The organism is Curtobacterium sp. TC1, from assembly GCF_019844075.1.
GTDB lineage: Bacteria > Actinomycetota > Actinomycetes > Actinomycetales > Microbacteriaceae > Curtobacterium.
This window is the reverse complement of record NZ_CP081962.1, coordinates 140,691-163,762: the sequence shown is the minus strand read 5'-3', so window position 1 is coordinate 163,762 and position 23,072 is coordinate 140,691. Positions and strand designations below refer to the sequence as shown.

Genomic DNA, 23,072 nt, shown 5'->3' with positions numbered 1-23,072 from the left:
CTGCTGCTCCGCTGCCTACGAGGGGCACTCCCCCGCTGAATGGTGACGCTGGTGTGACTGGTGAAGCCAGGTTGCGCAACTACCTGCGCATGTCCGTGCGAACGCAGCATACCTGCTTCACTGGTGAAGCCAGTCACAAGGGCGTAAATGTTGCGAGCTGCCCGGTCTCACCAGTCACACCAGTGTTCCCAGGAAGCGTTGACCGGTAGGGCCGGCGTCACCAGCCGTGACCAGTGTGACTGGCTGCGCCAGGCTTACTGGTGACACCAGTGAGCGCAACCAGGATCACCAGCGTCACCAGTGTGTGGGAATCGCCCGAGATCGGACGAACGGCTCCTTCCGTGGGTGATTGCCTCAGATCGGGGGTCTCGTCGCTCAGAGAGGCATACAGGACCTCTCGCTACGGCCTGCGCCTCGAGAGTCGTTCTGACTACCGTCGCAGGTCATCCCAGTGTGACCAGCCGTACCAGCCTCACTGGTGACACTGGTCAAACCTGTAGACCATGTGTTCGATGGGTTTGCCAGCCTGACTGGTGTCACCAGTCACACTTTTGATTCGTGGCCGGCGTCGCCAGACTCCCCAGTCGTTTGCTGCATAGGAGATGACGGGACCTCGAAGACAGCGGCCACATCATCCGGGGGAGTACTACGAACGAGCAAGAACACGACACCCTCCGCGAGCTCGGCGAGGGCTTCGCGTTCGTCGGCCGGCAGGTGCACGTCGACGTCGACGGCGACGACTTCGACGTCGACCTGCTCTTCTTCCAAGTCGAGCAGCTCCGGTACGTCGTGATCGAACTCAAGACCGGGAAGTTCAAGCCGGAGTACCTCGGCCAGCTCGGCTTCTACGTCGCCCTCGTCGACGACAAGCTCCGCCGCCCCCAGCACGCGAACACGGTTGGACTGCTGCTGGTCGCGGACAAGAACGACGCCGTCGTCCGGTACTCCCTCGCGGGGCAGCAGCACCCGATCGGTGTCGCCAGCTACGACCTCCTCCCACCAGCGGTCCGCGCTGCCCTGCCCTCGGAATCTGACCTCGCAGCCGCCCTGACGACGCAGACCGAATCGGATCCCCGAGCAGGTGAATAGGGATCACTCGCCCAGGAAGACGCGGTGGCGGTCGGTTCGCACGGCAGAGCGCCTTCGCGTTCTGATTGCGGAGCTCGAGGGTGTCACCGGGGCGCCGCGCTGTGTCTCACCGAGGGCCCGGTTGCCGCACACATCAACGGGCGGGTCTGTTGCGACACCGAGATCCCCGGATCCTCACGGGCACCCGAAACCGCCGCACGTGTGCGGTAGCCGATTGACCTCCGAGCGTGGTGGTCGAGTTCATGCCTGACCTCCGAGCCTGGACCCTCAAGTCGATCTGGAAGTAACGCAACGAACGAAGTGCGCCTGCCCCGTGATGCGGTGCAGGCGCACTTCGTCGATGCTGGCGCTAGCGAGTACTGACCGTCAGACGGTCAAGAGTGAACACGCCGTCCTGCACGAAGACACCGACGCGCCCCGCGGGGCGATCGTAGAGGCGCGCGCTCAACGCGACGGCCCCGTCGACGACGGCGACACAGACGTCCCCGTCCAAGTGCACCTCGAGGTGATGCGCGCCGGCCGCAAGCTTTACAGGGCGCTCGAGCTCGACGGCGTGCGGAACGTCGCCGAGGATCTGCCACTGCTCCCCACCGGTGCTGCCGCGCGGCCAACGGTCCAACACGAGCCGGTTCCGATCCGGCTCGAGGCGGAGTGCGTACCCCTGTTCGCCATCGTCGCTGGTGCGCAGGAGCACCCCAACCGACCTGGTGTCCGCGTCGAGCGTGAGGTCCACGGTCACCAGCGCCTCGGACGGGAGTTCCGGCCCGATCCAAGCCGCGTATCGGGTCCTTGCGCCAGCACCCACCGCTGCGGCAGGATCGTTGACCGGTTCGAGGCGCGCCGTGATGTCGACCTCGTTCGTGTACGCGGCTTTAATGCCCTCTGGAAGGTCGAACCGCAACGTCCCGTCGGCGCGCTGGTGGGCCTGCAGCGTCGCCATGGTGCCGGCCCACTGCCACGCGCCGCCATCACGCCGGTCCTCCTTCGACGCGATCCACCCGACAAAGTACCGGCGGTCGCCGAGCGCGACGGTCTTCGCGGCGTAGAAGGCTCGGCCGTCGACGGTGTCATCAGCTGGCGCGAACCATGGGCCGTCCGGTGACTTCGCGATGCGGTAGCGGGTGCAGAATGCGTCGGAGAACTCCGAGTACACCAGGTACCACCACTCACCCCACTGGAATACGTCAGGGCACTCCTGCGTGATGAAGCGGTGCGGTTCCCAGATCGGCTCGGCATCCCGCCACGTGACGAGGTCATCGGACTCGAGCCGTGCCACGACGCCGGAACGCCGATACGGCTCGTCCGGTCGCCGAGTGGCGAGGAGCATCTGCCAGGGCCGGTCGGCATTGGGACGGAAGACGAAAGGGTCTCGCCAGTCTTCGGGGGAGTAGCCAGCGAGTGCGGGGAAGTCCCACTCGGGATGCTTGGTCCAGTCGGTCAGATCACCGGATGACGTCGCGTGCGCGACAACCTGCGCGTCCTTGAAGCCGCCATCGGGTCCGGTCTTGATACGGGGATTGTGCCCCGTGTAGAACAAGTGCAGCGTTGCCTCCTCATCACGAACAACGCTGCCGGTGTAGCAGTCAAAGTCGCTCGCGTCGGGGCCACCGGAGGGCAGTACGACGCCCTTGTCGGTGAAGGTGACGAAGTCGGTTGTGGTCACGACCGCCCAGGGCATGCCCGTTGCTCGCTTGAGCGGCGGAGCGTCCGGCCGTTCGTCGAGCAGGTAGAACAACCACGCGGTGCCTTCGTGTTCAAACGGGATGACGTCGCCGACGTAGCCGTTCGGGGGCTGGAAATGGGTGCTGGACGGGAGCGTCATTCAAGTTCCTTCGGGTCGTGGGGCCGCAAGCGAGCTGCGGGCGACGTATTCGCAGGGCACGAGGTGTCGGCCGGGCTGTTCCGCCTCCGCTAGCAGCAGAGTTCCGGCTTCAAAGCCCATCTGCTGGTGCGGCAGCGCGACGGTGGTGAGCGGTGGGTGCATCTGGTCGGCGAGGTCGGGTTGGTCGTCGAAGCCGACGATGCTGATGTCCTCCGGGCATCGCATTCCCAGTGCCTGAGCCGCCATCAGCGCGCCGACCGCCATGCGGTCGTTGCCGCAGATGATCGCCGTCGGACGGATGGCCACGTCGTCGAGGGCCTCTACCGCGAGGTCATAGCCGGATCCCACCTGGAAGGTGCCGAACGTGATGCTGATCTGTGTCGACGGGATGCCCGCGTCGGCGGCGGCGCGGTCGAGTCCGCGCTTTCGTTCTTGGCAGGCGTAGTCGTCCTCAGGGCCGCCGAGGAAGGCGACGGTGGTGTGGCCGGCTGCGAAGACGGCGGCGGCGGCGTCGTACCCGCCCTGGTACTCGTCGGCGAGCACGGTGACTGCGGGTGCGTCCTCGGGTGGGAAGCAGTTGACGAAGACCGTTGGGACCGCGTCGAGTCCGGCAACCGGGGTGACGTACTCGGGCCCGGGCGCTGCGTAGACCAGGCCGGCGACTCCTTGCTGGACGAGGTTCTCGACGGCCGCTTTGCCTCCGTCGGACGTCTGCGCGGTCTCGACCACGAAGCACACGTACCCGGCCTCCTGCACGGCCTGCTGCACGCCGAGCACGATGTGACCCGCGTAGGGCTGGGAGACAAGCCGGTCGGCGATCACACCAACTGTGTAGGACCGATTCGATCGCAGCGACTGCGCCGCCCGGTTGGGCTGGAAGTTCAGCTCCTTCGCGGCCTCGAGGACACGAGTGCGCGTCTCAGCAGCGATTGAAACGTCCCGGCGATCGTTAAGGACGAACGACACCGTCGGCTGGGACACGCCAGCGTGGCGCGCGACGTCCTTCATGGTGACGCGCTGTGACTGCGTTGTGCGCTTGCGGTTCGCCATTGAGCCTCCTCCGTTGCCATCATCATGCCAGAAGCAAATACGTATTGCGTCCGCTCTGCATGCTGTGTACGCTCGCCGTGCAAATACGTATTGGCCCCGACCTAGCGGGGTCACGATCGTTCAGAGAGGAGCGACCCATGGCGAACGGATTCAGCACCCCGATCGACCGGCGCACGCTGTTCAAGTTCGGTGGCGCAGGCCTCGCGCTGGCCGGCATCGGATCGCTGGCTGCTTGCTCAACCACCGGCGGCGGAGGCAGCACCTCCGGCACGGTGAAGATGCTCTACTTCGGTGAGCAGAGCGCAGCGACGGCCCTGCAGAAAGCCATCGAGCCGAAGATCAAACAGCTCGACAAGAAGGCGAGCCTGCAGGTCACGGCGATTAACGGGACTGACTGGAACGACTTCCTCGCGAAGGTCCTCACGCAGATCGCCTCGGGTGACGTGCCAGACATCGTCAGCGTGGCAACCGAGGGGCAGCAGCTGCTGGCGTCGAAGAACCTCCTCACCCCGCTCGACGACTACGTCACGAAGAACCTCTCGGACCTGCACACCTACTTCACCGGGGCCCACCCGGCGCTGCTCGAGTCGACGATGTACCAGGGGCACCTCTACACGCTGCCCGACAGCTTCAACGCGGGCAGCATGTTCTACTCCACCGACCTGTTCGACAAGGCCGGCCTGTCCCGCCCGACGAGCAAGTGGTCGATGGACGACTTCCACTCCTCGGCTGAGAGCATCGCAAAGGTCGGCGGCGGCACCTACGCCTTCGACTGGGTCGTTCGCCTCTGGGGCAGCTGGACCTCGTTCCTCTACGCCAACGACGGGAACCTGCTCGAGGAGGGTAAGTACTCCGGCGGCGACTGGCTGTGGAACAGCAAGGCCTTCTCCGACAACCCGATCGGTGTCTCCGGACGCAAGGGCGGCTGGAAGTGGGGCGACCCCACGGCGAACTCGGATGCCGCCATCGAGGCGCTGCAGTACGTCATCGACCTGCAGAAGTCCGGTGCGTCCCCGTCGCCCGACGTTGGCGGTGGCGCCACGCTGCAGGGTCTGATGGCATCCGGACGGATCGGTATGACCATTGGTGGCGGCTTCTGGGCCGGTGGCCTCCACAACGCCGGGATGAAGAACGGCAGCTTCGATGTCGTCGAGTTCCCCACGTGGAAGAGCAACAAGTCGCTCTTCGGCGCCGGCGGCTACGGCATCTTCAACTCTTCCAAGAACAAGGAACTCGCGTTCGAGGTCATCAAGGTCATGGTGCAGCCGGAGAGCTTCGACGCCCTTTGGCCCGGCAACGTCACTACACCGGCACAGAAGTCGCTGATGACCGCCGAGCGGTACAAGACAACCGGGCCGGAGCACTGGTCGGTGTTCTACGACCAGCTCGACAACTCGGTGCCCATCTCCGCACCGCCGTACTACAACGCCCTCGCGACCGCCCTCAACCAGCGCGCCACCCAGGCGATCTCGTCCGGGAACGCCAAGAAGGCGCTCGACGGCCTCCAGGCAGACATCGAGAAGGCAGCCTCGCAGGCTTCGTGATGACAGCAGCAACAGAAACACCCATCCGGCGGGCGGCCAAGGTCGCAGCCCGCCGGCCGGCGGCCAAGCGTGCCCGCCGACGTGAGTCCACGTTCGGTTTCCTGATGATCGGGCTCGCGGTGATCTTCGTCGCCGTGTTCACCTTCATCCCCATCCTCGCTTCCCTCGGGCTCTCGTTCACCTCGTGGGACGTCATCAGCAGCCCCAAGTGGGTCGGGTTCGACAACTACAAGCGGCTCTTCACCGACGGGCCGGTCCTAGCGTCGTTCGGTGTGACCGTCGCCCTCGCGATCGCCATCGTCGTGCTGCAGATCTCGCTCGGCCTGCTCCTGGCGGTGCTGGCGAACAACCGGAAGCGCAACGCCACCCGCGTGTTCTTCCGCACGTCGTTCTACCTGCCGCTGTTGGCTTCAACCGCCGCCGTGTCGATCTTCATGGGCTACATCTTCGACACCAAGTTCGGCCTCATCAACTACTACCTCAACGAGATTGGGCTGCCCGGCGCGCACTGGCTGAACGACCCGTTCTGGGCGAAGGTCACGGTCGTGATGGTGGTGGTCTGGCAGCAGGTCGGCTTCACGTTCGTGCTCTTCGTCGCTGCACTCCTCGCGGTGCCGGTCGACGTGCAGGAAGCCGCAGCGATCGACGGCGCCGGCCCCTGGCGGACTCTGTTCCGAATCAAGATTCCGCTCATCAGCCCGACGATCCTGTTCGCCACCGTGATCGCGATGATCAACGCGATGCAGCTGTTCGATCAGCCGTTCATCATGACCAAGGGTGGACCGGGCACCGCAACGACGACCGCGACCATCTCCATGTACCAGGCCGGCTTCCAGAACCTGGAGTTCGGGTTTGCCTCGGCCATCGCGATTTTGCTGCTGGTCATCATCGGCATCATCACCGGGATCCAGTTCATCGCCGCCCGAAAGCTGGTGTTTTACCAATGACGACCACGGACACCCTCAACCCGTTGCACGCCCCGGAAACCGTCGCGCAGCCGGCCGTAAGCCACATCGTTCGGCGCCGCAAGCCCGTCGCCAAGGTGGGAAGCATCCTGGGGATGATCATCCTGATCATCGCCGCCGTGTTCGCCCTTGGGCCACTGCTCTGGACGCTGACCACCTCGCTGCGCACCCCGGCGGAGTCGTTCCAGAACCCGCCGCAGTGGATCCCGCTCTCGTGGGACTTCGGCAACTACGCGGCGGTGTTCAACCAGATCCCGATCGGGCAGTTCTTCGTCAACAGCGTTCTCGTGACGTTGCTCATCGTCGTCGGTCAGACCATCACCTGCACGCTCTCGGGGTATGCGTTCGCGATGATCAGCTTCCCGGGGAAGAACACGATCTTCGGTATCTTCCTCGCGACGATGATGGTCCCGATCCAGACGATCATCATCCCGGTGTTCGTCATCCTGAAGGACATGGGGCTGACCGGCTCCATCGCGTCCCTGATCGTCCCCGCGCTCGGCAGCGCGTTCGGGACGTTCCTCATGCGGCAGTACTTCATGCAGATGCCGAAGGAGCTTGGCGAGGCCGCCCGCATCGACGGCGCGAGCCAGTTCGGGGTGTTCTGGCACGTGTACTCGCGGATGGCCAGCCCCGCGATCGCGACCCTGGCGATCCTGAACTTCTCCGGCTTCTGGGCCGAGTACTACCGGCCGCTGATCTTCCTCAACCAGCAGGACACCTTCACGCTGCCGCTCGGGCTTGTCGGCCTGCAGGGGAACCTCGGCACCGGATCGATCTCAGTCGTCCTCGCCGGCGTCGTGCTGACCATGATTCCGAGCGTGCTGCTGTTCATCTTCGCGCAGCGGTACTTCATCGAAGGCGTCACCGCGGGGTCGTCCCGATGACCGACCTCCACGCCCTGCCACCAGCACCCCAGGAAGCCGCACCCGCCGTGACCGCAGCAGACCACCACCTTCCGCAGTTCCACGTCCGACTCCCTCGTGGGTACGTCAACGACCCGAACGGCCCCATCGACATCGGCGGGCAGGCGCACCTGTACTTCCAGTCCCGGCCGCGGGTGGACCTCGAGATCCCCGTCGAGTGGGGCCACGCCACCAGCGACGACCTCGTGCACTGGACGCTCCACCGGCCGGCGATCGTCCCCGTCCCCGGTGGCGCCGACTCCGGCGGCGCATGGTCTGGTAACACGGTCCTGCACAACGGCACCGTCCGCGCCTACTACTCCGGCAAAGTCGATCACAGTCCGTTCCAGTCGGTCCTCCTCGCGGAATCCACCGACGGTGGGATAACGTTCGGCCCTCCCGTGCAGGTCGTCGCCGACCCGTCTGCTGACGAGGCGATCACCATGTTCCGCGACCCATTCGTCTGGCAAACGGATGACGGATGGTCGATGGCGGTCGGCGCGGCGGCCAGGAATCACACCGCGTCTGTCCGCCACTACCGATCCGTCGACGGCATCAGCTGGAGCCACGCGGGCGATCTGGTGTCGATGGCACGCGACACGGTCAACGGCATCGATACCGGCGAAGGGTGGGAGTGCCCACAGATTCTCACCGTCGACGGCATCGACATCGCGATCGTGGCGTCCTGGTCCCACGCCGCCGGCCCGGGCGAGGTGGTCGCCATCCCGCTGGCCGTGTCTCCTTCGCCGTTCAAAGTCGATGAAGGGCAGCACTTCTACGCAGCTTCCGTGATGCGGACCAGCTCGTGGGGGCCGGTGCTCTTCGGATGGGTCACCGAAGGCCGAACCGAGCAGTGGACCGAGCAAGCAGGCTGGTCCGGCGCGATCTCTCTACCGCGCCGGGCGTGGATCACGAACGGTCGACTCGGCACCGAACCCCACCCCGCAATCGACGCCCTTCGCGTCGGCAGCTCGCAGGCTGCAAACGGTGCTCGCATCGGCGCGCAAGCCGAAATCGTGCTGCCCGTCGCCATCACTGGCTGCATCCGGCTGCGCTTCTCCGATGCCGAATACCTCGACATCACGGTCGACGTCGATGCAGACACCCTCACCGTCGACCGGGCGCACGCCAGCACGGATCACCGCGCTGACCCGAGCCCCGCGGTGATTCGTGCTCCCTTCGACCGGACCGCGGACCGACCCGCAGTCCGAGTGCTGCTGGACGGTTCGGTTCTCGAACTGTTCACCAGCGCAGGACGTTCCGTCACCACGCGCGTCTACCCGACGCAGGCGCCGCCGTGGAGCGTGGAAGCCCCAAACCAGGCGCTGGCGTGGCATCTCAAGCCGAGCGTCACAACTGTTTCAGCTCCCGCCGCCGACGCCACGGCTGGATCCGCCTCGATCTAGCGGAGCGGCGCCGACAGGTTCGCCGACACCACCTCGTTCCCAATCATCGAAGGAGATGACTGTGCATCGAATCACCGTTGCGGGAGAAGCGCTCGTCGACATCGTCCACGACGACGCCACACGGGAGATCCCCGGCGGAAGCCCCGCGAACGTCGCCCTCGGTCTCGGACGGCTCGGCGCGCCAGTCGAATTCGCCACGTGGCTCGGGAACGACGCTCGCGGCAACCAGGTCGCAGATCACCTCGAGGCATCAGGGGTCGAGCTGGTGCCAGGCGTCTTCGGTGCCACGAAAACCTCCGCGGCGACAGTCCGGCTTGCTCCGGACGGTCAGCCTACCTACGAGTTCGGCATCGAATGGGACCTGCCGCACCTGCAGGACACGCCTCGATGGCTGCACATCGGATCGATCGGCGCATTCCTGCAGCCCGGAGCGGGCAAAGTGCGAGAGCTCGTTCGACGCACCGCAACCGCCGGTGGCATCGTCTCGTTCGATCCGAACATCCGACCCGCGCTCCTCGGAGATGCGGTAGCAGAACGGGTTCGGTTCGAGCAGCTCGCTGCGGACACCACTGTGCTGAAACTCTCCGACGAGGACGCCGCCTGGCTCTACCCAGGCGACAGCGCCGACGTCGTCCTCGACCGGCTCCTCGAGCTCGGCGTCACGCTGGCCGCCATCACCACCGGTGCCGCCGGCGCAACGCTCACCACCGCACGAGAGCGGATCGCCGTGCCCAGCGAACGCGTCGACGTTGTCGACACGGTCGGGGCCGGCGACACGTACATGGCCACCCTCATCTGGCAACTCCAGGACACCACCATCACGCTCGACGCCCTGGACTCCAGCACTCTGACAAGACTCGGGCAGGTCAGCGCCACCGCCGCGGCGATCACCGTGAGCCGTCGTGGTGCGGACCTACCAACCGCTGATAACGTGCTCGCAGCGCGGGGAGCGCCCACCAGATGAGCGCCCCGTCCATTTCCGGAGGGACGACGCGGCAGGAGCGCCCCGCCGCCGGAACGATGTCACTCGGCCGGCACCTCAACGAGCTCCGAAAGCGGCTCTTCCGCGCGGTGCTCGCCATCGCAGTCTGCGCGGTCATCGGCTGGTTCCTCACACCGTTCGTGCTCGATCAACTCCGCGCACCCGTCACCGAGCTCGCAAACGCCGGCGGCGGTCACACCGCGGAACTGAACTTCCCCGCGATCAGCGGCGCCTTCGACCTGCGCCTCCAAATCACGATCACCATCGCGGTCGTCATCGCCAGCCCCGTCTGGCTGTACCAAGTCTGGGCGTTCGTCGTTCCTGCCCTGGTGCGGAAGGAAAAGCTCTACGCCGTCGGGTTCCTCGGATCCGCGATTCCCCTGTTCCTCGGCGGATGCTGGTTCGGCTGGTACGTCCTGCCGCACATCGTGCAGATCCTCGGCAGCTTCGTCGCCCACCAGGACACCTCGATCGTCGACGCGAAGGCGTACTACGACTTCGCCGTGAAGCTCGTCCTCGCCGTCGGTATCGCGTTCGTCCTGCCGGTGTTCCTGGTCCTGCTCAACTTCGTCGGGGTCCTCACCGCGAAAGCGATCCTCGGCGCATGGCGCATCGCCGTGCTGTGCATCCTCATCTTCACTGCACTCGTCACACCGTCCGCTGACATCGCGTCGATGTTCTTGCTCGCCATCCCGATGGGCGTGCTCTACCTCGCAGCGTGCGCGGTCGCCTGGCTACACGACCGCCGTCTCGCCCGGCGCCTCTCGGCGGCTTCCTCAACCACCACCCCGTGACGTAGCGTCCGCTGCGCCGCCTGCACACGAAGGACTCATCATGCTCGGCAACCTCACCGGCATCCACCTGCTCATCATCCTCGGCATCGTCGTACTCCTCTTCGGCGCCACCAAGCTGCCCGCCCTGGCAAAGGGGCTGGGACAGTCGCTCAACATCTTCCGCAGCGAGATCCACGCCGGCGACAACAAGAAGAGCGCAGACCCGGCCAGCACCCCGGTCACACACGACGGCACCGTGCCGTCCCACGAGTGAGTTGCTCCCCGGCGGGCTGACGAAAGGAAAGCACCGTGGACCTCGAGAAGCTGCTCGTCATCGCCGCCATCGCCGGGTTATGTCTGGGACCGGCTCGGCTAGCCGCCCACACCAAGCAGCTCACCGCTCTCTTGCGTCAACTCCGGGGATGGGCTGACACGACTAAAGCGCAGATCGAAGAGCAGACCGGGGTCGACATCGACTGGTCCGAACTCGATCCGCGCCGCTACGACCCGCGCCGCATCATCCGCGACGCTCTCACGCAACCCCAGACACCACACGAACCGGCCGTCCAACCAACGGCGCTCACCAACACCGCAGGACCAACCAACCCTCGAACCGGAGTCAACGATGACCTCTGAAATTCACCGCCGAGCCCTCTTCCAGGGCGCCGGAATCGGCGCCCTGGCGCTGTTCGCCACCGCGGCACCCGCTGAGGCCGCCCAGGCCGCCACCGCCGGATCCGCTTCAACGTCAGCCACCGCAGCGACATCATTCCGCGCGAAGTACCACATGACCCCGCCGGCTGGATGGCTGTCCGACCCGCAGCGCCCGGTGTTCACCCGGGGCGCATACCAGCTCTACTACCTGCACTCCGATGTCGACAACGGGGACGGTGGGTGGGACCACGTCTCCACCCCCGACGGCATCAACTTCACCTTCCAGGGCACCGTCATCCCCCTGCAGACCAACCTGCCCACCTGGACCGGCTGCACCCTGATCGACACGAACAACACCGCCGGCTACGGCGCCGGCGCCGTCATCGCGCTAGCTACCCGCCCCACCGGAGGCGTTCGGAAGTATCAGGAGCAGTACCTCTTCTACTCCACCGACGGCGGCTTCACCTTCACCGCCCGACCGAACCCCGTCATCGTCAACACCGACGGACGCGTCGCAACCACCGACGCGCAGATCTCCAACGCCGAGTGGTTCCGCGACCCCAAGGTTGCCTGGGACGACGCCCGCAAGGAATGGGTCTGCGTCATTGGACGGCAGCGCTACGCCGCGTTTTACACATCGAAGAACCTCATCGACTGGACGCTGCAGCACAACTTCGACTACCCGGACCACAACCTCGGTGGCATCGAGTGCCCCGACCTCTTCCAGATCACAGCAGATGACGGCACCAAACACTGGGTCCTCGCCGGCAGCATGGACGCCTACAACGAGGGGCTGCCCTGCACGTACGCGTACTGGACCGGCTCCTGGAACGGCACCACGTACACGGCGGACAACCTCACCCCGCAATGGCTCGACTGGGGGTGGGACTGGTACGCGGCAGTTACCTGGCCTGCCAACGAAGCGCCGACAACGAAGCGGTACGGCCTCGGCTGGATGAACAACTGGAAGTACGCGAACCGGCAGGTGCCCACCGACGCGTCCGATGGGTACAACGGCCAGAACTCGATCGTCCGCGAGATCACGCTGCAGAAGCAGACCGATGGTCGCTACACCCTCCTCAGTGCACCGATCGCGGCGCTCAAGGGCACCGCGAAGCGGACCGTGCCGATCGCGAACCAGACCGTGAACGGTTCGGTGGTGTTGCCCTACAACGGCCGCGCGTACGAGATCGAGCTCGACGTCACGTGGACCAATGCCACCAACGTCGGCGTTTCCGTCGGACGCTCGACGGACGGGGCGCGACACACCAACATCGGTAAGTACGGGAGCGACCTGTACGTCGACCGCGCGCCGTCCGACCGTGCAGGATTCGCGTTGGCGCCCTACACGCGGGCTGCAGCACCCATCGATCCGGCCGCCCGCGCCGTGCACCTCCGCATCCTCGTCGACACGCAAAGCGTCGAGGTGTTCGTCAACGCCGGCTACACGGTCCTGTCCAACCAGGTGAACTTCGACGCCGGCGACACAGGTATCTCGCTGTACTCCGACGGCGGTCCCGCCACCTTCTCCAACATCACCATCCGCGAATACGGAAGCTAGCACGCGCAGGGCGAAAGGCAGCAGCTGCCTTTCGCCCTGCGGCGGCTTCTGCGCTGCCCGCCAGCCGGTCGCTCACCGGACGCGTTCGAGACCGCGGGGGAGTGGATCAAGGATCCAGGAAACGCCTAGGTTCCCGAGTCTCAACAGCCTGTCCCGCGAAACTGCCCGGCGAAGGTGCGGCTGACAGTACAGTTGCCGTCGTGCTCATCGGATACGCCCGCGTCTCGACCTCCGGACAGGACCTCGCGGCGCAACGCGACGGTTTACAGGCGCTTGGGGTCGCGGATCAAGACGTTCACGTCGACCACGGAATGTCCGGCACCACTCGAGAACGCCCCGGTCTCAGATCTGCCCTCGCGGCAGTCCGAGCCGGCGACACCCTCGTCGTGACGAAGCTCGACCGACTCGCGCGATCGCTCCGTGACGCGACCGACATCGCCGACGAGCTCACCAAGAAGGGCGTCGCACTGAATCTCGGGGGATCGGTGTACGACCCCACGGACCCAGTTGGCCGGCTCCTCTTCAACGTCCTCGGCATGGTCGCCGAGTTCGAAGCCGACCTGATCCGGGCCCGCACCCGCGAGGGCATGGCGATCGCGAAGGCCGCTGGCAAACTCCGCGGCGGCAAGCCCAAGCTCAACGAGGCGCAGGAGAAGCATCTGGTTGAGCTACACCGCGCGGGTACCCACACCACTAGCGACCTCGCCGAGCTGTGCGGCGTCGCACGAGCCACCGTCTATCGAGCCGTTCACCGGGCCGATCCGAAGTGAGCACGGGCCTGATTCTCGGGTAGCCATCGGCTATCGGACAGGCTGAGATCGAACTCTCGACGTCTGGCGCTGGCTAGCGTGGTCGCATGAAGAAGGCAAGGTTCTCCGGGGGACCCCGATGCTCAGGTTGTGCGCAGCGTCGGGGCGTCAGCGCTCCGCGAACGCCTCGCTCCCCGTCCTCGTGTTCGCCGTGACCGACGGCACCTGCAGCGTGGACGCGAGCCCGGTGCCGAGGTGGACGAGGGCGGTGCCGGGCTCGATGCGGTTGGAGATCGACGAGCGCGAGATCCGGACGCCGATGAGGTCGCCGGCAAGCGTGTCCTGCGGGGAGAGCAGGGCACCGCGACGGTTCTTCTTGGCGTCGACCTGCCAGCCGCCGAAGCCGGCTGCGAGGCCGGTGGTGTTCCCGCCGAGCAGGAGCCCCTGCCGGTTGTCCGCGGCGGCTCGACCCCACTCGCGCAGCCACTTCGCGGCGGTGCAGTCGATGAGGAGCTCGCCGTCGTCGACGACGAGGACCGTTGGTCTCCCAGACGCCGTGAGGACGGGGGCCAGGTCCTCCGCGGTCACGTCGTCGCCGGAGAACACTGCGCGGACCCCGGGCAACCCGTCGAGGTCGCGGACTGCACCCTGGCGTGGCGCCAGGACCACGAGTTCCGTCCCGCCTGCGAGCAGCGACCGCGCCATCGACGCGAGCATCGTCGACCGCCCGGACCGCGACGGGCCCGCGACGATGAAGGTCCCGCCACCGGTCGACAGGTCGACGATCTGCAGCTCCATGTCGTCGCCGCCGATCCCGGTCACCGCGACCATCGGCGACAGCGACGGCGCCGACTCGAGCGCGAGTGCCCCGTCGAGGTCCAGGTCCTTCGGCAGGGCGTCGACGCGGATCGGTCGCGGAGACGGCGGCACGGCGGTACCGGCACGCAACGATGACGCGAGGTCTCGGACGGCGGCGGTCTGTCCCGCTCCGGACACGTCTGATCCGAGCGAGGCGAACTGCACCTCGATGCCGGAGTCCGCCCGGAAGCCGCGTCCCGCCGGGATCGTCGCCGGGAGCTTGCGGTGGTTGATGCCACCGAGCGAGTAGTCGAGCCGGTCGGTCAGGCGCAGCACGATCTTGTCGTCGGTGAGCGTCGACATGCGGGACGACAGGAGCGTCCGGTCGCCGGAAACGACGACGTGGATGCCGGCCGCCGCGCCGTCACGCAGCAACGCCTGCAGCGCGTCGGTGAGGGCACCGCCGTCGACCTCGCCGAGCGACGTCGTGAAGTTCTCCCACCGGTCGACGAGCACCAGCACGTGCGGCAGGCGTTCGCCCGGCTCGGCGAGGAGCCGCTGCTCGGTGATGTCCGAGGCACTCGCGGCGGCGATGACGTCGTGCCGACGGGCGGTCTCGCGGCTGAGCCGGTCGATGAGCCGCGTCGCACGCTCGACCTGCGTGCGCTGGACGACCGCGCCGCAGTGCGGCAGCGCCTGCAGTGACGCGAGCGCGCCGTTGCCGCAGTCGATCGCGTAGAGGTGCAGGTCGGTGGAGGGGATGGAGGACGCGGCGGACGCGGCGATCGTCCGGAGCGCCAGGGACCGGCCGGAACCAGGAGCTCCGACGATGAACAGGTGGTTGAAGCGGTCGAGGTCGATCTCTGCTGCGCGCTGCTCCTGGGTGTCCGGCAGGTCCTCGGTGCCGAAGGGGAAGCGGAGCGCTCCGTTGACCGCGGCGTGGGTCCGTCCGGCCCCGACGGCTGTCGTGCCGACGTCGTCGAGCGGGAGTAGTTCGGGCAGCGGCGGCAGCCACGGACTGTGCAGGTGGCCGATGCCGAGCCGGTCGCGGGCGTCGGTCATAGCGCCGACGAGGACCGATAGGTCGGTAGCGGCGGTCGCGCGGTCGCTTCGGACGGGGCGGGCGGGTGGTGCGGTCGCGAAGTCGCGCCAGTCGAGTACACGGACGAACGGGAGGCTTGTGGCTGGGTCCTCGTCGCCGGCCCACTTCCCGCCCACGCGCGCCGACTGGAACGGCACCACGGAGGAGTGCCCGAGACGCGCGAAAGCGCGCCCTGGCACGCTCTTGGGGATGCGTGCGGCGTCGGCGATGTCGATGACGTCGGTGCTCTCGCCCGAGTCCGTCATGCGGAGCGCGACACGGAGGTTCGTGTTCGCGCGGATGTCCGGCCCGACCACGCCGCCGGGGCGCTGCGTCGCGAGGATGAGGTGCACGCCGAGGGACCGACCGCGCTGCGCTATCCCGATCAGGCCGGGCACGAAGTCGGGCAGCTCGGTGACCATCGCGGCGAACTCGTCGATGACGAGCACGAGCCGGGGCATCGCCTCGCCCGGACCACCGCGTTCCAGGTGCGCCTCGTGGTCCTCGATGTCCTTGGCGCCGGACGCGGCGAGGATGTGTTCGCGGCGGGTGAGTTCGGCGCGGAGCGACCGGAGCGCGCGCTCGACGAGGTGCTGGTCGAGGTCGGTGACGAGCCCGACGGTGTGAGGCAGGTCGGACGCCACGCTGAAAGCAGCGCCACCCTTGTAGTCGACGAGCACGAAGGTCATCTGGTCCGGATGGTTCGCGAGCGCGAGCGACGCGACGAGGGTCTGCAGGAACTCGGACTTGCCCGAACCGGTCGTTCCTGCGACGAGACCGTGCGGGCCGTCCTTCACGAGGTCGAGCGCGAACGCCCCGTCGATCCCCACGCCCACAACCGCCGAGGTCGTCGCTGCGCCGCGCTGCCACCGCTCCGCGACGATCGCCCCGGACGGCTGCGGCAGGTCGACCACGTCGAGCAGCCGCGCAGCGTCGGGCACCAGGCCGTCCCCGTCCGAGCCGCTCGTGTCCCGCAGCGGGGACACGGCACGGGCGACGTCGTCGAACCAGTCGTCCTCGACGCGGTCGGCGAGCACGAGCTCCACGGGCGCGGAGAGCTGCCGCCGCAGGACCAGCTCGGTCTCGGTCCGGTGCGTGACGGTCGCGACGCACTCCTCGGGGAGCTGCCACTCCTCCTCGTCGATGCACACCAGTCGGATGCCACACGCCGGCCCGTCGCGGAGCAGTCCCACGACGCCGGGCATCGCACGCAGCCGACGGGCGCCGTCGAGCACGACGACGATCTCCGGCAAGAAGCGCGCGCGCATCGAGCCGTTCTTGGTCCGCTCGGCCCGGCGCTCGGCGAGCACCTGAGTCAACTCGGCCAGTCGACGACCGATGGTCTCGCCGTCCGCGCCGATGAGGGCGAGAGCGTCCTGCCCGCCGGTCGGCCGCAGGTGCGGGAGCCAGAGCGTCCATGCCCACTGCGGAACGTGCTGCTGCGCGGTGAGCACGACAAACTGCACCTCGCGCGGACTCTGCGTCACGGCGAGCTGCCCGAGCACCCACCGGCCGAGTTCGCGCGGCGACGCTCCGGCCCCGGCGATGCCGAGCACGCCGACCTCGGCGAGTGGCACGGTTACTGGGACGCCCCTGGTGATCCGGTCCTCGTGCGCGAGGCCGTCGAGGTCGCGGTCGTCCTGCACGGTGACCGTCGAGGGCAGGTCGCCGATGCCGATCCGGACGTGCAGGTGGTCGGCGTCCGAGGGACGCCGCTCCCAGAGTCGACGCCCCGGGGTCGTCGCGACGACCCGCAGCGACCCGGCGTCGGACGATGACGACCTGCGCTCGTCCCGCTCGGCGAGCACCGCGGCGTCGATTGCACGCTCGAGCGCCGAGACCCGCTCCCGGTGCTCTGCGGTCTGCTTCCGGTGGCTCTTCTTGCCCGTCCGTCGGGCGGTGACGGTCTGCCCGACGACCATGATCGGCGTCATCGCGGCGAACAGCAGGTAGAACGGCGAGTGGAACACCGTCGCCATGACGATGCCGAACATCGCGGGGACGAACACCATGATCCACGGGATCGCGGACCGCTGCGGCGGCACGGGCGGCTTTGGGATCCGGAACTGCGTCGTCAGGTACGGGGGCAGTAACCGGGGAGGCCGGTTGAAGTCCAGCTGTCCCGAGTCCGGCGGCCTGAGCAGCATGCGATCCACGACCTCGACCGGGCGCACCGTGAGCACGGTCGAACCGAGGCGCACGAGCGCGTCAGGGACCCATGCTACCCACTCGTCGCCGATCTCGTCCTGCTCGATCGTGACCGAACCGGCTGAACCGATTACCGGCTCGTCCGTCGGTGCCTGCCGGACCGTCACGCTCCCGTCGAAGGCGATCCGGGCCTCCAGTCCGGGGTGGTCCGCAGCGTCCGCGCCGACCGTCGGCGACCCGTCGTCAGCGACTCCGATCCGGAACGTGCCCGGCGAGAGCCGACGCGTCCGGCCTGCGTCGACACCACCGACGACCAGCAGGTGGACGACCCCTCGCTCCGTCTCGGGGCGGTCCGCGCCGCCGACGTGCAGCATTGCACCGTCGACCAACCCGCTCCTGGCGAAGGGGACGTCGCCGTCGGGTGCGTCCTGCGGCATCGCCGCGCCGCCGGTGCGGCGAGCGAGCGCGTCGACCACACTGCGCATTGGGGTCTGGCCCGGTGCATCGACGAGCACGTCGGAAGAATCGCCTGTGACGTCGTCGACGACGGTGACGACGACGCGCATCAGGCGTCCGCCTCCATCGGGAGCACTGTCGGATCGGGCTGCGTGGATGCCGACTGCGTTGATGCCGCAAGGGGCATGGACAGGCCGACGTCCATCCACCGGACCGTCCCGAGGACGTCCGAGACGTGTGTTCCGTCGCGGCGTGCCTCGACCGTCCACCGGGCGAGCGGGTGCGGCGCGGCCGCGACACAGGCCCACCGGCCACCCGGCCGCTCGAGGAGCCGGGCGAGCTCGCGACCGTCCTCCCCGGACGGCACCTTCGCCACGACCAGGAGGCCCGGGGTCGCGTCCGCCGCGACGGCCGCGATCGCGTCGCGCACCGACACGGCCACACCGAATGCGGAGCTGGTACCCACGCTGAGCACAGCGGTCCCCGTGGCCCACGGAGCGGTGCGGACCTGGTCGACCATGCGGCGGAGCACCGCGTCCCGTGCGGCCTGCTCACCCCGGAGCGCGACGATCCCGCGCACACGACGCAGGTCGACGAGGACGTTCTCGTCACCATCGGTGCCTAGGGAGACCACCGTGGCGAATTCGCTCGGGGCCGGTGCGGTGAGCGGCACGGCCTGCAGCGCCCACATCGGGGCCGACCACGAACGGCCGTCCGGGGTCGCGGCCCACGGCTGCGGCGGTGCGATAGTCGGGGAAGCGAGGTCGAGTCGCACGGTCGTGCCGACCAGGATGCGGACCGCGCCGGGGAAGACGACCGCGGCGGCTGCGCACGAGGCGTTCACCGCGCGGAGGACCCGGTCGATGCCCCACGGCGCGGCCGGGTCACGGCGGACCTGATCGGCCCACGCGAGCGCGTCGGTCGCAGTGCGCCGACGGACGGCGATGATCGTCGGGATCACGAAGGCCAGGGTCCCGAGGAACAGCACGACCGACATCGTCAGGAGCAGGTGCGACTCGGGGTGGGCGAAGGACCAGGTCACGCGGCTCCTCCGAGCTCGGCCAGACGGCGTTCGAGGGTGGTCGGTTCGGCTCCGGGGACGTCGGTCCACCGGAACGTGGTCATGATCGCGTCGAAGAGCGAGACGAGCGCATCGGTGAGCCGCTCGTCGGTGCCCGGGAGGCTGATCGCCGAGAAGGACATCACGACCCATCGGCCGGGCCGATGCGGGACCGGGATCGTGTAGACGACCTGGCGGTCGTCCACGACGGGCAGGTCCTCGCCGATGCTGGGGAGCTCGGCGCCGGGGTCGGCGCGACGGACCACCGTCTCCGTGCGAGCGGCGATGCCGCCGTCCACCTCGCGGATGCCGGGGTCGTCCTGCTCCCGACGGTCGGGCAGGGCATCGGCGAGGATCTGCGCGATCACCTGCTCCGGGGCCTCGTCGGACTCGTCGTCCACCTCGGTCTCGATGACGGACACCGGGGGCGTGAAGCTGTCGACGGGCTGCACGGGTAGGTACACCGCCGTCGCGCCGTTGTCGCCGGCCTCGACCACGGTCGCGGTCAGGCGCTTCCGCATCTCCTGCCGCAGCGGTTCGGCACGGTCGCGGGGCAGGCCGTCCGGGAGTGCGTTGGCGATCACCTGCCGGACGATCGCACCGAGTTCTTCGCGATGGGGCACGTCTGCGGGGAGCCGAGCCCACCCCGGCGGGACGACCATGAAGAAGGACGCGGTCGGTTCGGTCATGCGGCCACCTCGTTCCGGATCGCAGCGAGCAGGTCGACGACCTCTGGTCCGAACACCGGGACGACGTCGAGGTCCCTGGTGCGCCAGAGGACGCGGGTGTCGACGGCGGGGCCGTCTCTACCGCCTTCCCGCCGGACCGCACACACCGTCGCCCAGATCGCGCCGTCGTCGTCGAGGTCGTACCGGGTGACGACCGGCCCCTCGCCCCCGACGTGCTCGGGGAGCTCGTCGACCGCGGGCTGCTCCACCGGGAGCCCACCATCGGCACCGGCGAGCTCGAGGAGCGCGCGGGTGCCGCGTGCGTCGTCTCCGTCGGTGACCCCGACCGAGACCACGATGGGGAGCGGCCACCGGTTCGGGACACCGAGACCCGCGACGAGCCGGTCGCCGCCGTCGAGCGAAGCGCGGAACTCGAGCAGGGTGTCGAGTGCCGTCTGCGGGTCGACCTCCCGCCCGTCGTCGAAGATCCGCTGCTCGCCCTCGGCCTCGCGGTCCACGTGCACGATCGCCTCGAACAACCGGAGCACCTCGGCACGCCACTCGGGGGTCGCGTCGGCGACGTCCGGGATGACGAGCCACTGCGGGGACTCGACGTCGATGCTCGACGTGACGGCGGGTGCTGCTGTGGTCATTGCGCTGCTCTCAGACGGCGATCGGGTGCTTGATCGCGTTCCAGTCGTCGGTCCACGGACGCTTCTTGTCCGCGCCGTCGCCGATCGGGTTGATGACGAGCCCGGCGATGGAGTAGTTCTTGCCCCACACGGCCATCCCGCCGTTGACGTAGGTATGCCACTTCGGGGCGTTCCCGACCAGCGTGCCGAGCCCGTTGGCGCCGCCGAATTTGCCGAGGTCGTTCCGCAGTAGCTGGAAGTCGACGCCGCCGATCCGTTCCGCCCAGCTCGTGAAGCCCTGCCTGGTGAACCGGTCGGCACCGAACTGTTTCGAGATCGTGGCCCAGTCGTTCTTGATCGTCGTGCCGACCTTCGGGATGTTCCACCAGTTCGGGTTGTCCTTGAACTTGCCGGCGAAGTCGTCCAGCTTGCTCAACCCGTTCGTCCTGACCTCGTTGCCCAGCTGGTTGGCGTACCGCACCTTGGTTGCCGACCCAGCGGACGTCCAGTCCTTGATGGCGGCGTCCCGGATCTTCGAGATCTTCCCGAGGTCGACCTTCGTGGCGTTCTGGATCGCGGTCTTGCCGGCGGTGACGCCCTTGCCGACCGCCATGGAGGTGGCCTTCGTGATCCCGGCACCGACCCCGAGCGTGACCACGCCGACGACCGCCATGACCAGGTCGAACACGTTCCCCTCACCGAGCGCGGTCAACCCGATCTGCGCGACGAGGCTGACCCCGGCCGCGACGGCGCCCATGATGGCCAGCACACCGACGCCGGGGATCAGGATCGCCAGAGCGGCCAGGGCTATGCCGATGTACGTGAAGATCTTGACGATCAGCTTCAGCAGCTTCGAGAAGAACGCCTTGATCTTGTCGCCTAGGGTGTCGTGCAGGCCGTCGTCCCATGCCGCCCGGATCGTCGACGCCGCCGCCTTGCCCGCACCGTCGAGTGCCGACAACGCGTTCCGCAACTTGGTCTTCGCCGCGTCCATCGCGTCGTTCGCCCTGGTCGTCGCCGCGTGCTTCGCGTCGATCTGCCCCTGCTCGTCGTCGGTGAGCGGGGGAGCGTCGTCGGCGCGGTTCTCGGACGGGTCCGGCATCGCCGACGCACTCGCACCCGACTGCTGTGCGGTCTCCGCTGCCTGCAGTGCTGCGGCCGACTCGCTGAGCCCGTCCTCGAGCGCCGGCAGGTACCCCGTCAAGGCATCCCGGATGGCGTCGTACCGGCCGGACATCTTCTGCAGGGACTCGGCGACCTCCTTGCTCTTCTTCCGGACGGCGTCAGCGGTCTCGCCCTTGAACTTGCTGTCGTCGCCGTCGCCGATGCTCTTCAGGACCGCTGCCTCGGAGGTGATCTCCGACGCCATGTCCTTGTAGTAGGTGATGAGCTCCTGCATCACGCCGGTGTCCGCGATCACCGGGTCGGTGGATTCGCCGAGCAACCCCCAGTTGCCCTCGCGCACCGGCATCAGGCGTTCCCCGCGTCCGTCGTCTCGGTGGTGAGCTTGTCGCTGAGGTCGTGCTCGAGGTCGGTCCAGTTCTGGGTGACCTTCTGCATCTTGTCCCGCAGATCGGCGATGGCGCCCTTCATCTTGTTGCGGTGGATCTTCCAGTCGCCGGAGAAGTCGTTCATGGCCTTGTACACGTCGTGCTGGCCGTAGACCTGGTCGAGCGCGCGGTCGTCGGACTTCTGGTGCTCCAGCTCGTCCGAGATGTGCTGCAGCTTGGTGGTCGAGTCTTCGAGGACTTCCTTCGTGATGATGAGGTCTGCCATGACTGCTCCTGGTCGGTGAACGGGATCGGAACCGGATCGGCCCCGGTGCTCGTCGTCATGACGAGGACCGGGACCGATTCGCGGTCGCTACTTGATGGCGTTCGCGAGTTCCTGGTCGGTCTGCTGGAGCGCCTCGGCCGCCTTGTTCAGGTACATCGACATGCCCTCGAGGCCCTCGATCGTCTTCGTCGCACCGTCGTTGAACTCCTGGTAGGAGCTGCCGAAGGCAACCGACGACTGGTCCGTGACGTAGCCGCCCGAGATGAGGGAGTCGACGAGCGACTTCAGCTCACGCAGCTTCGAGGTGATGTCCTGCTCACCGTTCACGAGTCGGGTCGCGGCGTCCTGCATCTCGCCGTAGGTCACGTTCAAGTTGGGCATTGCCTGCTCCTGTCGTTCGTCTGCACCCCCGATCGAGGGACAGATCAGAGGTTATTTCACGATGGAACCGGTTGCCGGGGTACGTTTTCCGACGTGTTGCGGAATGCACTTCTTCACACGATTGTGCAGATTCCAGTACATCGCCGCCGGCACACGGTCGATGCCGAGCGGTATTCGTATGTCACCCGTCATGAAATTCTGGGCCATCCGGCGTGTCGGGACGCGCCGAGCGGACGTCCGGTCCCCCGATAGGAGGACTCAGAAACTGTGCACCAATGCGCCGGACGCTTCCTTGTCGCCGGGGACCCGCTCCTGGTCCGAGCCCCACCCGGTCGGTTTGACGCCCTGGCCGTAGATGAACGGGTTCGTCCAGCTGGCGACGACGCGGCCGCCGGCGACGTACTTGTGCCACGCGGGGAGCGCGGCGATGTCCGCGCCGTAGTCGCGCTTCATGGTGACTTTCATCGCGTCCATCTCGATCTGCCGGGCGGGGGAGTGGCAGTGCCGGCTCGTTGACCTTGTCTCGACCGATAGCCCTGTACACGGTGGCGCGGGCGACGTCGAACAGCTCA

Annotated in this window: 20 protein-coding genes and 1 pseudogene; 11 read left to right on the top strand and 10 right to left on the bottom strand. The window is 67.6% G+C overall.

The window, feature by feature from the left end; all coding sequences use genetic code 11:
• Positions 1-666: 666 nt before the first annotated feature.
• Positions 667-1,089, top strand: a pseudogene (locus KZI27_RS00830) (PDDEXK nuclease domain-containing protein); the annotation flags it as partial.
• Between the two features lie 349 nt (positions 1,090-1,438).
• On the opposite strand, the gene KZI27_RS00825 reads toward KZI27_RS00830, so the two are convergent.
• Together KZI27_RS00825 and KZI27_RS00820 are read right to left on the bottom strand one after the other, a co-directional pair.
• Complete coding sequence (locus KZI27_RS00825; RefSeq protein ID WP_222657471.1) at positions 1,439-2,911, bottom strand: GH32 C-terminal domain-containing protein; 1,473 nt, start codon at positions 2,909-2,911, stop codon at positions 1,439-1,441.
• On the bottom strand, positions 2,912-3,961 hold the full coding sequence (locus tag KZI27_RS00820; RefSeq protein ID WP_222657470.1) for a LacI family DNA-binding transcriptional regulator: 1,050 nt from the start codon (positions 3,959-3,961) through the stop codon (positions 2,912-2,914).
• A gap of 137 nt (positions 3,962-4,098) precedes the next feature.
• On the opposite strand from KZI27_RS00820, the gene KZI27_RS00815 reads away from it, so the two are divergent.
• The 10 genes from KZI27_RS00815 to KZI27_RS00770 all read left to right on the top strand — a co-directional run bounded on the left by KZI27_RS00815 (position 4,099) and on the right by KZI27_RS00770 (position 13,521).
• Positions 4,099-5,505, top strand: a complete 1,407-nt coding sequence (locus KZI27_RS00815; protein WP_222657469.1) for an ABC transporter substrate-binding protein — start codon at positions 4,099-4,101, stop codon at positions 5,503-5,505.
• The gene (locus KZI27_RS00810) at positions 5,505-6,452 is read left to right on the top strand and encodes a carbohydrate ABC transporter permease (protein WP_222657468.1); all 948 of its coding nucleotides are present in this window, start codon (positions 5,505-5,507) and stop codon (positions 6,450-6,452) included. The genes KZI27_RS00815 and KZI27_RS00810 overlap by 1 nt, the downstream gene beginning before the upstream one ends.
• Positions 6,449-7,357: a carbohydrate ABC transporter permease gene (locus KZI27_RS00805; RefSeq protein WP_222657467.1), complete on the top strand. Its 909-nt coding sequence runs from the start codon at positions 6,449-6,451 to the stop codon at positions 7,355-7,357. Before KZI27_RS00810 ends, KZI27_RS00805 begins: the two co-directional genes overlap by 4 nt.
• Positions 7,358-7,404: 47 nt before the next feature.
• The gene (locus tag KZI27_RS00800; RefSeq protein WP_222657466.1) at positions 7,405-8,781 is read left to right on the top strand and encodes a glycoside hydrolase family 32 protein; all 1,377 of its coding nucleotides are present in this window, start codon (positions 7,405-7,407) and stop codon (positions 8,779-8,781) included.
• Between the two features lie 61 nt (positions 8,782-8,842).
• Positions 8,843-9,745, top strand: a complete 903-nt coding sequence (locus KZI27_RS00795; protein ID WP_261783842.1) for a carbohydrate kinase family protein — start codon at positions 8,843-8,845, stop codon at positions 9,743-9,745.
• A complete protein-coding gene (tatC, locus tag KZI27_RS00790) occupies positions 9,742-10,557 on the top strand; it encodes a twin-arginine translocase subunit TatC (protein WP_315971189.1) in 816 nt (271 codons plus the stop codon). The genes KZI27_RS00795 and tatC overlap by 4 nt, the downstream gene beginning before the upstream one ends.
• A 40-nt stretch (positions 10,558-10,597) precedes the next feature.
• Entirely contained in the window at positions 10,598-10,810 is a 213-nt protein-coding gene (locus KZI27_RS00785) for a twin-arginine translocase TatA/TatE family subunit (protein WP_131847216.1), read from the top strand.
• Between the two features lie 35 nt (positions 10,811-10,845).
• Positions 10,846-11,172 (top strand): hypothetical protein, encoded by a 327-nt coding sequence (locus tag KZI27_RS00780; protein ID WP_222657464.1) that lies wholly within the window; start codon positions 10,846-10,848, stop codon positions 11,170-11,172.
• On the top strand, positions 11,162-12,751 hold the full coding sequence (locus KZI27_RS00775; protein ID WP_222657463.1) for a glycoside hydrolase family 32 protein: 1,590 nt from the start codon (positions 11,162-11,164) through the stop codon (positions 12,749-12,751). The genes KZI27_RS00780 and KZI27_RS00775 overlap by 11 nt, the downstream gene beginning before the upstream one ends.
• Positions 12,752-12,951: 200 nt before the next feature.
• Entirely contained in the window at positions 12,952-13,521 is a 570-nt protein-coding gene (locus tag KZI27_RS00770; RefSeq protein WP_222657462.1) for a recombinase family protein, read from the top strand.
• Between the two features lie 147 nt (positions 13,522-13,668).
• Here the strand turns inward: KZI27_RS00770 and KZI27_RS00765 are convergent, their stop codons facing one another.
• The 8 genes from KZI27_RS00765 to KZI27_RS20150 all read right to left on the bottom strand — a co-directional run bounded on the left by KZI27_RS00765 (position 13,669) and on the right by KZI27_RS20150 (position 22,965).
• The gene (locus KZI27_RS00765; RefSeq protein ID WP_222657461.1) at positions 13,669-18,093 is read right to left on the bottom strand and encodes an FtsK/SpoIIIE domain-containing protein; all 4,425 of its coding nucleotides are present in this window, start codon (positions 18,091-18,093) and stop codon (positions 13,669-13,671) included.
• Positions 18,093-19,025: a hypothetical protein gene (locus KZI27_RS00760; protein WP_222657460.1), complete on the bottom strand. Its 933-nt coding sequence runs from the start codon at positions 19,023-19,025 to the stop codon at positions 18,093-18,095. Before KZI27_RS00760 ends, KZI27_RS00765 begins: the two co-directional genes overlap by 1 nt.
• Entirely contained in the window at positions 19,022-19,732 is a 711-nt protein-coding gene (locus KZI27_RS00755) for a hypothetical protein (protein ID WP_222657459.1), read from the bottom strand. The genes KZI27_RS00760 and KZI27_RS00755 overlap by 4 nt, the downstream gene beginning before the upstream one ends.
• Positions 19,729-20,364, bottom strand: coding sequence for a hypothetical protein (locus KZI27_RS00750; RefSeq protein ID WP_222657458.1), 636 nt, complete (start codon positions 20,362-20,364; stop codon positions 19,729-19,731). The genes KZI27_RS00755 and KZI27_RS00750 overlap by 4 nt, the downstream gene beginning before the upstream one ends.
• Before the next feature lie 10 nt (positions 20,365-20,374).
• Positions 20,375-21,814 carry a hypothetical protein gene (locus tag KZI27_RS00745; protein WP_222657457.1) on the bottom strand — a complete coding sequence of 480 codons (1,440 nt, stop codon included), beginning with the start codon at positions 21,812-21,814 and terminating at the stop codon, positions 20,375-20,377.
• The gene (locus KZI27_RS00740; RefSeq protein WP_222657456.1) at positions 21,814-22,119 is read right to left on the bottom strand and encodes a hypothetical protein; all 306 of its coding nucleotides are present in this window, start codon (positions 22,117-22,119) and stop codon (positions 21,814-21,816) included. The genes KZI27_RS00745 and KZI27_RS00740 overlap by 1 nt, the downstream gene beginning before the upstream one ends.
• A gap of 87 nt (positions 22,120-22,206) precedes the next feature.
• Positions 22,207-22,500: a WXG100 family type VII secretion target gene (locus tag KZI27_RS00735; RefSeq protein WP_126889958.1), complete on the bottom strand. Its 294-nt coding sequence runs from the start codon at positions 22,498-22,500 to the stop codon at positions 22,207-22,209.
• Positions 22,501-22,758: 258 nt separating this feature from the next.
• On the bottom strand, positions 22,759-22,965 hold the full coding sequence (locus KZI27_RS20150) for a hypothetical protein (protein ID WP_261783841.1): 207 nt from the start codon (positions 22,963-22,965) through the stop codon (positions 22,759-22,761).
• Positions 22,966-23,072: the final 107 nt, after the last annotated feature.

Coding starts and splice junctions, on each gene's coding strand:
- KZI27_RS00825 (WP_222657471.1), bottom strand. CDS start 2,911: ATGACGCTCCCGTCCAGCACCCATTTCCAGCCCCCGAACGGCTACGTC.
- KZI27_RS00820 (WP_222657470.1), bottom strand. CDS start 3,961: ATGGCGAACCGCAAGCGCACAACGCAGTCACAGCGCGTCACCATGAAG.
- KZI27_RS00815 (WP_222657469.1), top strand. CDS start 4,099: ATGGCGAACGGATTCAGCACCCCGATCGACCGGCGCACGCTGTTCAAG.
- KZI27_RS00810 (WP_222657468.1), top strand. CDS start 5,505: ATGACAGCAGCAACAGAAACACCCATCCGGCGGGCGGCCAAGGTCGCA.
- KZI27_RS00805 (WP_222657467.1), top strand. CDS start 6,449: ATGACGACCACGGACACCCTCAACCCGTTGCACGCCCCGGAAACCGTC.
- tatC (WP_315971189.1), top strand. CDS start 9,742: ATGAGCGCCCCGTCCATTTCCGGAGGGACGACGCGGCAGGAGCGCCCC.
- KZI27_RS00785 (WP_131847216.1), top strand. CDS start 10,598: ATGCTCGGCAACCTCACCGGCATCCACCTGCTCATCATCCTCGGCATC.
- KZI27_RS00775 (WP_222657463.1), top strand. CDS start 11,162: ATGACCTCTGAAATTCACCGCCGAGCCCTCTTCCAGGGCGCCGGAATC.
- KZI27_RS00765 (WP_222657461.1), bottom strand. CDS start 18,093: ATGCGCGTCGTCGTCACCGTCGTCGACGACGTCACAGGCGATTCTTCC.
- KZI27_RS00755 (WP_222657459.1), bottom strand. CDS start 19,732: ATGACCGAACCGACCGCGTCCTTCTTCATGGTCGTCCCGCCGGGGTGG.
- KZI27_RS00750 (WP_222657458.1), bottom strand. CDS start 20,364: ATGACCACAGCAGCACCCGCCGTCACGTCGAGCATCGACGTCGAGTCC.
- KZI27_RS00745 (WP_222657457.1), bottom strand. CDS start 21,814: ATGCCGGTGCGCGAGGGCAACTGGGGGTTGCTCGGCGAATCCACCGAC.
- KZI27_RS00740 (WP_222657456.1), bottom strand. CDS start 22,119: ATGGCAGACCTCATCATCACGAAGGAAGTCCTCGAAGACTCGACCACC.
- KZI27_RS00735 (WP_126889958.1), bottom strand. CDS start 22,500: ATGCCCAACTTGAACGTGACCTACGGCGAGATGCAGGACGCCGCGACC.
- KZI27_RS20150 (WP_261783841.1), bottom strand. CDS start 22,965: ATGAAAGTCACCATGAAGCGCGACTACGGCGCGGACATCGCCGCGCTC.